Annotated in this window: 12 protein-coding genes and 1 pseudogene; 12 read left to right on the top strand and 1 reads right to left on the bottom strand. The window is 38.4% G+C overall.

The window, feature by feature from the left end; genetic code table 11:
* The first annotated feature begins 47 nt into the window (after positions 1–47).
* From J4856_RS03770 to J4856_RS13125, 7 genes are all read left to right on the top strand, one after another.
* Positions 48–401: a DUF6984 family protein gene (locus tag J4856_RS03770; protein ID WP_004359294.1), complete on the top strand. Its 354-nt coding sequence runs from the start codon at positions 48–50 to the stop codon at positions 399–401.
* 12 nt (positions 402–413) lie between these two features.
* Positions 414–821: a hypothetical protein gene (locus tag J4856_RS03775; protein ID WP_044081215.1), complete on the top strand. Its 408-nt coding sequence runs from the start codon at positions 414–416 to the stop codon at positions 819–821.
* A 3-nt stretch (positions 822–824) separates the two neighbouring features.
* Positions 825–2,114: an RHS repeat protein gene (locus J4856_RS03780; RefSeq protein WP_025839473.1), complete on the top strand. Its 1,290-nt coding sequence runs from the start codon at positions 825–827 to the stop codon at positions 2,112–2,114.
* Positions 2,115–3,056: 942 nt separating this feature from the next.
* Entirely contained in the window at positions 3,057–3,329 is a 273-nt protein-coding gene (locus tag J4856_RS03785) for a hypothetical protein (RefSeq protein WP_083130800.1), read from the top strand.
* A 224-nt stretch (positions 3,330–3,553) separates the two neighbouring features.
* Entirely contained in the window at positions 3,554–4,063 is a 510-nt protein-coding gene (locus tag J4856_RS03790) for a hypothetical protein (protein ID WP_234967301.1), read from the top strand.
* A 188-nt stretch (positions 4,064–4,251) separates the two neighbouring features.
* Complete coding sequence (locus J4856_RS13120) at positions 4,252–4,545, top strand: hypothetical protein (RefSeq protein ID WP_025839466.1); 294 nt, start codon at positions 4,252–4,254, stop codon at positions 4,543–4,545.
* Positions 4,546–4,573: 28 nt separating this feature from the next.
* Positions 4,574–5,668: an RHS repeat-associated core domain-containing protein gene (locus tag J4856_RS13125; RefSeq protein ID WP_234967302.1), complete on the top strand. Its 1,095-nt coding sequence runs from the start codon at positions 4,574–4,576 to the stop codon at positions 5,666–5,668.
* A 919-nt stretch (positions 5,669–6,587) separates the two neighbouring features.
* Here J4856_RS13125 and J4856_RS03800 read toward each other — a convergent pair.
* A pseudogene (locus J4856_RS03800) lies at positions 6,588–7,515 on the bottom strand (transposase family protein).
* Between the two features lie 236 nt (positions 7,516–7,751).
* Here J4856_RS03800 and J4856_RS03805 point away from each other — a divergent pair.
* From J4856_RS03805 to J4856_RS03825, 5 genes are all read left to right on the top strand, one after another.
* Positions 7,752–8,234 (top strand): DUF3997 domain-containing protein, encoded by a 483-nt coding sequence (locus J4856_RS03805; protein ID WP_211817811.1) that lies wholly within the window; start codon positions 7,752–7,754, stop codon positions 8,232–8,234.
* Positions 8,235–8,458: 224 nt separating this feature from the next.
* A complete protein-coding gene (locus J4856_RS03810) occupies positions 8,459–9,121 on the top strand; it encodes a hypothetical protein (protein WP_025839459.1) in 663 nt (220 codons plus the stop codon).
* A gap of 20 nt (positions 9,122–9,141) precedes the next feature.
* Positions 9,142–10,152 carry a hypothetical protein gene (locus J4856_RS03815; RefSeq protein ID WP_025839457.1) on the top strand — a complete coding sequence of 337 codons (1,011 nt, stop codon included), beginning with the start codon at positions 9,142–9,144 and terminating at the stop codon, positions 10,150–10,152.
* A gap of 155 nt (positions 10,153–10,307) precedes the next feature.
* A complete protein-coding gene (locus tag J4856_RS13135) occupies positions 10,308–10,721 on the top strand; it encodes a hypothetical protein (protein WP_234967305.1) in 414 nt (137 codons plus the stop codon).
* A gap of 173 nt (positions 10,722–10,894) precedes the next feature.
* Positions 10,895–11,797, top strand: coding sequence for an Abi family protein (locus J4856_RS03825; protein ID WP_025839453.1), 903 nt, complete (start codon positions 10,895–10,897; stop codon positions 11,795–11,797).
* Positions 11,798–11,824: the final 27 nt, after the last annotated feature.

The raw sequence follows: 11,824 nt of genomic DNA on the forward strand, positions 1-11,824 counted from the left end.
CAAAAGGTTGGAGAATGGTAAATATATTTATAATATAGGTCGGATTCATGGAATATAAAAGAAAAATTTTTCCTGAGGAAGTAGCTCTTATTGCCTTTCTAGCGTCCAAAGCTCAATTCCAATTAGAAAGTAATTGGGAAAATAAATTTATTGCTTATCCTCTCACAAAAGAGAAAATAGGCAGTATTGGGCTTTTTAAAAATAACCAGAAATATACTCGAAGACAAAGTAGAGTTCTTTCATGTTGCAAGTTTCATGATGTTGATAATGTTGAAGTAGCGGTTTATCTTTTAATAGATTCTAATGATACGCTCTATGAATTAGATTTTTGGAAGGTAGATGATTCAGAAATTTGTCATATTCCTTCCGTAGACTCTATGGAGGATATCCCGCAGATATAATCAGACTATTTTATGAAATATTTTATTTTAAAGTGGTCATCAGAAAAAAAGCAGAACAATAAAACAAAACGAAGCTTATGGTGTCGTTTGCTGCATAAGATGATCGTTTCACTCAGTGCAAATCCTGATTTTGATGATAAAATAGAGGATGTTACTCTATGGTTTATTGAATATGACGATGTGGTAAATCATATTGCAAACAGAGAAATTGGATTTGCTAAAGATGGTAGGATTATTGTAAAAATGCCAGACGATAGAAATTATGGTTATTGGCTGGATACAAATTGCGAATTGGAAGATTTCAAAAAGATGGGTATAAATATGATAACCGAAAAAGAATTTAACGACTTATGGAATTCGGTCTATTACGATAGAGAAGCAAAAGAATTCAAGCAGACTGTTATCAAAAATGGAGACTAAAGAATGTATGCAATCTTGCCTTCACGGACATTTTGGGCAGCATCCTTTACGTTATGGATGAGAAGGGCACGAAAGTCTTCGATGCTTCATACGATGCGTGGGGGTAAGCAGACGGAAACGCTCAACACCATAGGTTTGCACCGCGGTTACACAGGACACGAGATGTTGAATGAGTTCGACATTATTAATATGAACGGCCGCTTGTACGACCCTGTACTTGGTCGGTTCTTTAGCCCGGACAACTATGTGCAGATGCCGGATAACAGCCAGAACTTCAACCGTTACAGCTATTGCCTGAATAACCCACTGAAGTATACGGATCCGAGTGGGGATTTTTGGAACCTTATCATAGGTGCTGCTATTGGAGGGGTCTTCAACTGGGCGTCACATGGATTCCAGCTTAATGCGAAAGGACTTGGGCACCTCGTCACTGAAGCTGTTGCAGGAGCTGTTGGTGCAGGATTAGCGTCGGGAGTGAACGTTGCCATGGCAGGAGGTAATTTCTGGACTGAAGCCGCAGGATTGGCGAAGGGAATTTCTTCTACGGGATTCCTTGCAGGCGCTGCTTCGGGTGCTAGCGCTGGGTTTGCTGGTGGTTTTATTAATAATGCAGGCAATTCTTGGTTAGATGGACACAGCTTTGGAAAAGGTCTTCTTGCTGGCTTAGGTTTTGGAAGCATAGGAGCTTTAGAAGGTGGTATTGCTGGAGGTTTGCTTGGTGGTCTTGATGCCTTGGACAAAGGTACAAACTTTTGGACGGGGAATACTTCTCTTGACTTAAGCCAAGGCTATGCTGCTTCCGGTAATTTTAAAATCGGTGAGACAACCATTACAGGGAAATATGTAGGGACTTATGAGGGTCAAAATGTATTCGAAAGTTCTAAGTTAGGATCTTATAAAATAGGTAAATATAGTGGTGTAACAATACCAGAACGAGGAATAATTGTCGGGAAAGGTGTCTTTACATATAGGGGAACAGAAGGAATGGCTATGATGCAACACGAGTTTGGACATATCCTTGAATATCGAATTATTGGTCCTCGGGCATATTGGTCTGTCATTGCTCCCGAAAGTTTATTCAGTGCTTCACTGTCCTCTTGTGATGAACATCACAAATATTGGACAGAAACATGGGCAAACTATCTATCAAAAGAACATTTTGGAGCTAATTGGCTTGGAAAATTTTTCCCAAGAGATTATCCTGTACAAGATATTAGCTTGATAAATAAATGGAAAATATATTTATCTACGCATACACATTATGATCCCAATGGATTGCCCATTTATTACTAATAAAAAGATTCTCCTATGCTAAAAATAAAATTAGTTTCACGAATAACAATAGCGTCTACATTCTTAATTTGTCAGGTATTGTTATCTTGCATCCCCGGATTTGATACGATACATTCCATAAGAGTCAGAAATTGCACCTGCGACACAGTGATTATAGGTGGATCTTTATATAACTGCATTGATAGTGTAGATGTTTTTTTAGAAACGAGTAATAACACTGCATTTTCTAGTTTTACCAGTATTGACGAGTCCAGGCTTTTGAATATTCATGGAAATCTCATTTTACCAGACTCGATCGGCAGAACTACATATTCGTCATTGTTTAATCACAATCATAAAGGATACCTATTCATAATTAAATTAAGCAATGCAAGAAAATATGCATGGCGTGATATATGCAAACACAAACTTTATGACATAAAAGTAGTAACTGCAGATGATGAATTACAAAACAACAACAAGATTATAGAAGTTTATAGTTCTAAATAGAATGATAGTTACCAGGTCTCTGAGAATAAATAGCTTTCTCAGAGACTTACCAAATTACTACAACATCGTGAATTCTGTTATTTGTGACGGTACATCACCTTTGGCAGTCACGTGCATTGAATGACTTATTCTTGTTAAACTATGGTCTTCAAGGCTTGAATGCATTACTATTAAAAGGAAACTTTGTCGATGAAAGAAATTATTATGAAGATTTTGTCAATTATTATCCATGGTGGAATACTGAATCAGTGTGGAAATAAATTACAACGTTGTTTGTTTGTTTTAATACTACCTTGTTTTTTATGTTCTTGTGATATAGGGCATAATCTAACATTCGAAGGACAGTCCCATCCGTTTATCTGTATAAAGACAGATACAGGCACGATACGGGTTAGTTGTTCGTACTTTCAGGGCAGTTATTATTTACACTATGGTATGAAAGGTGAGTGTACTATGAATTACGACTCTCTTAAATTGCAGACTAATGATAATAATTTAGTGATTCATAACAACTTGCCTCGTAAAGGTGTTCGCATGTATAAACTGCGTAAGGAAGAGTATCTCTCTATTCGTTTAGGATTCGAACGTAAAGATATATCCCTTGGCATAGTAAATCCCTTGGTATTGTCTATCCTGCCATCAGACTTCATCACATTTAATGGTCAACGAATAACCAATGACACTTTGCGAGTAGAGTTGAAACCGGGCTTAAAAGATCATAGTTAATTATGAAACACGCAATATTACTTTGTCTTTACAGACAATTGAGGCAGTATCCTATTCGTTATGGATGAGGGACTATTCCTATGAGCCCGTAGGAACTGCTGTTTGTCGCTCTCATCACCTATGGTATTCTCGTGCATTAAATGATTTGTTTTTAGCGAATTATGGACTTCAAGGATTATATGCTTTGATTTTAAAAGGTAATTTTGTAGCAAATAAAAACTATTATGAAGATTTTGTCGATAGTTACAGTTGGTGGCCGACACATTAAATGGCTTGGGCTGTACATGATTTTTATGTTATCTGTACAATCTTGCGATATGGGATTCATACTTCCGTTAAACAACAACAAGTTTAGTTATGACATTTCTTTATCGGAGGACAGTATGGTTAAGGTTCGCAGTATGTACTTCAATGGCTGGTATTATCTTCTCTTTGATTTAAAAGGTGAATATGTAATTAACCCCGATTCCTTAAAATTAAAATTTTGCGATGAGAGTATAATGGTAGGGAAATTATTACCCTGCTCTGAAACAGATACATATAATAAAAATAATACTTATGTAAAGAATCGTTTAATTAAAGTACAATTACACTATGAATCTAAAGCTAAGAATCAAGGGGTTGATGAGCCTATAGTCTTATTTGTTTTACCATCAAACTTCATTATGAGAAATGACAAAAGAGTACTCACAGATTCGTTGAGAATAGTATTGAGGAGACCGAAGAGGAAATAGCTGTGGTAATTAACCGTTTTAATACCTTTAGTTCTTCTAACGAAGGGTATTTAATAAACATCCTTGAACACTGTAAATTCACACTGGCAGCTAGTCTGTTTATCAGATAAGGCTGTCGGTGTGTTTCTACGCTGATTGGACTATACTTCTCTTACGACAAGAATGTCTATCTTCATGCTGTGACGGAGATGGAGAATGCTGATAGGAAGATACCGGGCGATGTACTGACCACATCTTTCAACGACTTCGGAAAGATCCAGCTGATAGAAGATGCGGGCAAGAGGCTCAGGATGGACTTCAGCTATGGTCCGGATCAGGAAAGATGGTATTCGGAGCTGTCAAAGAACGGCACGGATGTCAGGACAACGGTCTATGCCGGTGAATACGAGAAGATAACGGAGAACGGTGTCACGCGCGAGTTCTACTACCTCGACGGCGACACTCAACTCCATCGGTCTACACCGAGACTACACGGGACATGAGATGCTCAGCGAGTTCGACATCATCAATATGAACGGTCGCTTGTACGACCCTGTGCTTGGTCGGTTCTTTAGCCCGGACAACTATGTGCAGATGCCGGATAACAGCCAGAACTTCAACCGTTATAGCTATTGTCTGAATAATCCACTCAAATATGCTGATCCTAGTGGTAATGTATTTGTCCTTGACGATTTTATCGCAATAACTGCAATGGGAGCAATGATGGGTGCCATGAATGCAGCTATGTCAGACAAGCCCATATGGAAAGGAGCTTTATTAGGTGCAGCTAGTGCAGCCGCTACTTATGGAATAGGATCAATTTTTAATGGCGTTGGGACTTTTGGACATGAACTGTTGAGAGCTGGTGCACATGGCTTGTCTAGTGGTGTCTTTAATGCTTTAAATGGAGATAATTTCTGGAATGGATTAATTTCAGGAGCAGCTTCTTCAGGTATGGGGTCTTATGCACAAAGCGTTAACTTGAACTCTGGACTTATGGTAGCTTCTACGACGGTCATGGGTGGTGTAGTAGCTTGGGCCACGGGAGGAGATTTCCTGCAGGGAGCAATGCAGGGGATGAATATAGGACTGTTCAATCATGCGGCGCATGATGGGAACAATGATGATAAACCATATAAAGTGCTCCCTGATGGTACAGTAGAGTTGGATGAAATCGAGGTCATTGGTCACAAAAGTAATGGTCTAGTCCCCTTTAGAAGTAAGGATGTTTGTGTAACATTTGACAGAGGAGCTGACCACCCAATAGCTTTGAGTCTAAGTGTCTATCTCAATAGTATTCTACATACAGCCTCTCAGAATGGCATTTATTCCGTAAATATATCAAGCACGTCTAATCACCCTTCTAATGCAACACGGTCAGCACATAGTGTAGCAAATGGGTCTAGAGCTATAGATATTAACTATATAAATGGTCAGCATGTTTCACCTCAAAATGCTTATGCAAGATACTTACAGAACTTAATCCGGAATACTCCCGGGTATATGGAAAATTATGGTCCATTTATTATAAATAAGGTAGTAAAAGGAAAAGTAATTCCTGCTCCATGGGCTCGAGAAATTAGAGGTGGGCATTACAATCATGTGCATATATCTATGCCAAAGTGAAATTATAAAACAGATAGAAATGAATACTTTAAAGTTATCTATAATTACTTGTTTTTCAATACTATATTCTCTCACATCTTTTGCAGAGGTAAAACCGAATGTCAGTATTGAAATAGGAACCTTCGACTCTATACCATCAGAGATAGATGGTGGATGTTGTGTCTTTTATAAGTATCCAAACAAAATGCGAAATAAAAGCTACATAATGGTGAATGACCTTGCAACCACGGTCTACATGGTGATTAATCATCGTCTAGAAGAGTTTACTCTTGTATCCAAGCGGAAAGACGTATTTTGGTACAAGAATAAAAGGTTTACTTTAAAAGTGACAATCAACCATACACAAAGCAAAGGTGATAGTGAATTCTATAATGTGAAAGGCATTCTTATTGTAGAAGATCGTAACAAGAATCAACGGAAACTATCTTTTTGCGGGAATTGTAGCTGGTAGTTTATACTTTGTAGTATTTGATGTAATTGATGTCTTACTTATAAATAGTATATGAATAGCAGGTGTGTGGGGATGAGCATTCGCAAGTTCCTACACATTATGTCCTAAGACTCTGTTGGTAATTGGGCGTCTCGCTGACGATTGCTTCTCATATATCTACAACAGTAATAACCAGCTGTCATTATTAGTGCTATATTTTATAGCTATTACTGAATATTATCCTTTAATAAGATTACTAAGCATGGGATCGTTTTTAATCTTTTGAATCTCTGAATCAACAAGTGATAGTATCTCTTGTTTCACCTTAATTCCGCAGCACTTTTTCTTGTGAGATGATTTTGTGTATTGAGATGTCTTTTTGCCTCTACGTGTGATAGAAAGCGAGTTTAGGCTGGAATTTGTCCTTACAGGCGCATACAATCCCCCACCCAAGCCAATGGGGAAATAAATGCAACAAAGACATGCTGTTTATTCAAGGAAAACTTCAGAGTAGTATGCTTTATTGGTATAAAGGTTCAGAACGTTCTGCCTTCCTGTGCGCACCCATTTTGCTGGCACGCTGACAAAATGCAGGATAAAGGCTTTCAGCCTGCTTGTCTTTTTCAACGGCTTGACCTTTTCGCTGATACGACGGACGAGATAGAAGTTCTTCAGCATGGCGGTAATCATCATGAAAACCATGTTCTCAGCCATGAAGGAAAAATGGCAGATGTGACCATCCAAAGTCATTGTTCTGTATATCGAAGTTCTTTTCGCTTGCTCCACGTTCATTGTAGAATGTAATGATGTCTTTCTCGGTAGCCATCCAGTTATTGGTGAGGATACAGCGGTATGTGTATATTACTCCGAACATATCCGTCTGTTGCTTGCCCTCCTTGTCTTTCAAAGGACTACGCTGTCCGACAAGCTTGTAAGAATACTTTGTATCAAACTTGTGGGCTGGAACAAACTGGTGGTCAAAGTCTAAGTCAACATGACTGCCCACCTTTACAAGTCCCATTCTCCGTATCATCTGTAAAAGTAAGGTGTTCAACTTTTCTGCCGTGTTGAAACTGTAAGACCTGCCAGAGGTTTCGCTCTTATAGACAATATTTTTTTCGGCAAGCTCCTTTAGTCTGCGCCCCACTGTGTCGGCACTGGGTAATAGCGTATCAGGTCGCTGCTTGAACTGCTCTATAAGTGCATTGATGTCCTCAAGGCATTCGCCACCACAAAGGTAGCTGAAGAAGAGAGAACCGAAAATGCTTCCATGACTAAAAGCCCTATCACTACACCCACGTTTGCCCAAGACAGATTCGGTAAGTTTTTCAAAGCCCAACTTTGAGAAAATGTCCATAATGTGATAAATTCCTCCGAAAGAAGTGATATTCTCGTTTTTAATAGCTATCTTTGTCATGTCAGATTTTTGCTTACTTTTTATGTTTGTAGCACCAAGATAGGTGAAATTTCTGACATATCCAAGTGTTTTGAGAACTTTGTTTCTCAGATACTTGGAGTTCTTACAAGAATTTATGCTGCGGAATTAAGGTGGCATATGATAAAGCGCAACATCGACACCATAAGTGCCGGTATTCTGCATGGTAGCGGAACCCCATTTAAAATAATTTTTAACGGATTATACCATAACAAATAATGTGTAGAAGAATATTAAATATCGTTGTCCTGCTTCTCTGTAACCTCCTAACTTCGTGTCTTGGTGTGTTCTATATAGACTTAGGCAATCATTATGCATGGTTGGAGGACAGAATAATAGTTAAGATAAAAGAAGAAACGGAAAACAGCCTTTTCTATGATCTTCTTATCCGCCCACAGGTCTTGAATTATGACTATGACAATAAATTCATTATAGCCTATCAGATTTACGATGGCAGTGACTGGTATAATTCTAACCAAATAGCAGAAGAAAAAGACAGTTTGTTTATCCAGTTCGCAAAGCTGAAAGAAATGAAACATTGCTATTGGATTATAAATAAAGAGACAAATCAGGTCATAGGTCCTATGAGGAAGCCGGAATTTGACAGGAAATGTGAGGAACTTCATGTAAGGCAAAAATGCGCCATTTCCATGAAAAGAAACTCTGGAAAAACAAGGGGCTATAAGGGTAATACTTTTTGATGGTATTAAAAAGAAGGTTCTACTGTAATTAAGGATATTCAGAATTTCCCTATGTAATGATCTTTCAAATCCCTATTGATAGCTTTTCGAGTCTCAAAAAGAAAAAGGTTTCTATGTCGGAGGATGAGAAAAAAAATAGATAGTAAGAACCACAAAAAACATAACAAACACTTGCTTATTAATGTAGAAAAGCGTAAATTTGTCCCATAAGTAACTTTAACAATATGCAAAAACCACAATGGAATAGGATAAAGGACTTTGTTCAACGCAAAGAACTATCGCTTGCAATGGGCTTACACCTTGGTGCAATATTCCTCTGTGGGCTGATTTATATCCTACTGCCCGAAGACATCCACCTACGTTGGGGATTGACTTACTGGCTGATATGGATTGTCCTCCTGTCGCCCATTCCGCTGATGATTGCAGCACGGAAAAGCAAAAGAAAGTTGGTGATACGCCTTTATAGTGGAGTGATAGGCATAGGGCTTTGGCTATTTGCTATTTTCCTTCAAGCCATAGGAGGCGATATCTTTCTCCCTCCAACCTACTTCTGCAAAGACGGTGACTACCTTGCAAGGCAATACAGATACGACTTCTTCGAAAACAACATGACGGCTATTTATAAGGTTATCAGGCTGACAGAAAGGAGAGTTGCATTCTATCGCTACAGCAGTCCCGACTCTATCAAGGTTTACGATTCATTGAATGTCATCGCTTTCTATTGCCCTACAAGGATAGTAGAAGACCCATGGGTCAGCGACACCATTGCCCCTATCCGTGTCATCGAACAGCTCTACGATCGCCCGATAGAGCCCGAACAGAAGAAAGAAGTGGAACAACTTGCCCACCGCCTTAACGCCCGACTCGGCTATACACTGGCTGAATAAATAACGAAAAAGATATAATAATGAACTACTTAGTGCTTAAACAACGTATTTATCTTGTCATATCAGTCCTCACACTGATAGTTTTAGGCAGTGGCTACGGCTCTTGCACAATGTTTTCAGACAGGTTATCTGATAGTGCTATGGTGGCACTCGATTCCTTCCACCACTGCCAGTATATGGCACTTTCGAGGGGTCTCGGTGCAGCAGGGAGGCGGTCAGAGCAATTAGATTATGCCGATCTGCTCAGCCGTCACACAACTGCAGAACAATTAGTGGAGATTGCCAATACAGATACTTCACGCATAACAAGGCTCTGGGCATACAGAATTCTACTGAAGAAGGCTGACAATCAAGTATTTGATGTATTGAAGCAGGCATTGAAAGATACGACATACGTAGAGATGATGTCTGGTTGTATAGGATTTGAAGAACCTTATAATCGCGCTGCTATCTCTGTCTATAGGTACGATGGCTACGAACTTAAACTATCCAACCAGCTGCGTTTCTCCCTTGACAGCCTCATCTTCTTCGATTATATGAAGCACTATGGCTTTGAAGATGGACTGCCCATAGACTTCAAACCCCATAAGATTTATTATGCCACAGTCATCGAAGAAGCCGACAAGGGGAATGATGCTATCCTCCCTCTCCTCGCTCAATACAAGAATCCCAATGACCGACAGCGTATCAACAAGTTGTTGAAAGACAATCTAAAGAAAGCAGGTGAATGCTCCTATGAGGCATGTGAAGCCATCAGCAACTGGAACGACCCTGCCTTCGAGTGGTATGCTAAGGCTGCTTGTCAAGCTACCATCAAACAAGAATACTATGATGCTGATGAGGTCCTCCAACTTCTTTGTGCCTACCCTGCCCCTTGGAGCTACCAAATACTTAAAAAACTGCTCACTCAGAAAGGAGATTACAGCTACAGTGACATTGCCAAGGATTATCTTGCAGAGCGATATAAAACGCGCCCCATCCCTCCTATCTTCAAACCATTATACGATAAATATATGAAGAAAAACACATAGAAAAAAAATAGAGACTTATTACATTTTGCTACTATTATCAGGCTTTATAAATAAAACTAATTATCTTTGCCTTAAAAGAAAAATCAGCTTTGCTAAAAAAGAACATTCAGTTTTGATAAATACGAAGGTAAGAATTTTTGCTTAATGGTAAATACATGGGTGCAGAATATAAAGAAGTTTTATGTAAAAGTTTTCCAGAAATAAAAAGTATAAAATTGGAAGGAGGTGATTCACAATTTATAACCAATAGCCAAATAAAAGTCAACCGACTAATTCATTTGGGAACTGGAAAAAATCATTCAATTTGGTCACTGATATTTATGAAAAATAATAAAATCAAAAAGGAGTTTCTACACAAACTGGAGTTTTTCTATAGAAATTTGGGTAGCATTTGGTCTGTAGAAGACTTTACAAACGATAGAAATGTTCAGAGTCTCTTAAAAGATTATTTATTGGTTCTGGAAGAAAAGGGTATCGTAAAAATTATCGAAGACAACAAGTTTAAAATAACGAATTTGCCATCGAGTATAATGTCTTGTCAGTCTAATAGCGGAACTAAAGAAAGATAAATTCAAATGGTCATTAGCCACAATGTTTCAGAATTTCTTGTTTTTGTGTTGTTTCCTAACATCTTTTTTCCTAAAAGTTTGTATTATCCAAGTAATATTTGTATATTTGCAATGCTAGAACCCGCCAAGCCTCTCAACGATGCTCAAATGTGCGGGTCGTTTTTTAATATTATATGACAAACACAATACCTTTCGGCAAAAGCTATACATCACCCCACGACCTTGTTTCTTTACTACAATTAAGAGGTCTTTATATTCCCGATGCTTTGAAGGCAGAACACTACTTGGAGCATATCGGTTATTATCGTCTGTCTGCTTATATGCACCCATTGCTTGAGATACCAAAAGAACATCATTTGTACAAACGAGGTGCAACATTTAGCAAAGTAATGATGCTATATCGGTTTGACAAGAAGTTACGTCTTTTGCTATTCAACGAACTCGAAAAGATAGAAGTTGCTGTTCGCAGTGCAATTGTCAACATAGGCAGTTTTATTACAGGAAATCCTTTCTGGATGACAGATTCTGCAAACTTTGTCAACTCGGCTAAGTTTCATAAAACAATGAACTTAATAAATCAGGAGCTTTACAAATCAAAAGAGGACTTCATCATTCATTTTAAGAAAACATATTCTGACCCATACCCACCAGCATGGATTCTTTCAGAAGTACTTCCATTTGGAATCATCACAAACATATACAACAACATCAAGGACAAGAAAATCAAGAAAAAGATCTCCCAATCATTTGGACTACAAATAGCACCTTTCGAATCTTGGTTGACCATTGTAACTCTGACAAGAAATACATGTTGCCACCACTCGCGTGTGTGGAACAAGCAAAATACAATCCGTCCAATGTCCCCTAAAAAGATGACTCATCCATGGATTACACTTCAAACGGATTCACTTCGTGTATACTATAATATATGTATCATCAAGTATTTCTTGAATATCATCTCTCCAAACAATGATTTGTTCCAAAAGATAAAGACGCTTTTTGCGAATTATCCTGAGATAGATTTGAATGCACTTGGCTTCCCACAAGGATGGGAAAGCGAACCACTTTGGAGATAAGCATATATAGTCAAAGTCTACTATTTG

The sequence above is a fragment of the Prevotella scopos JCM 17725 genome, assembly GCF_018127785.1.
Classification (GTDB): Bacteria; Bacteroidota; Bacteroidia; order Bacteroidales; family Bacteroidaceae; genus Prevotella; species Prevotella scopos.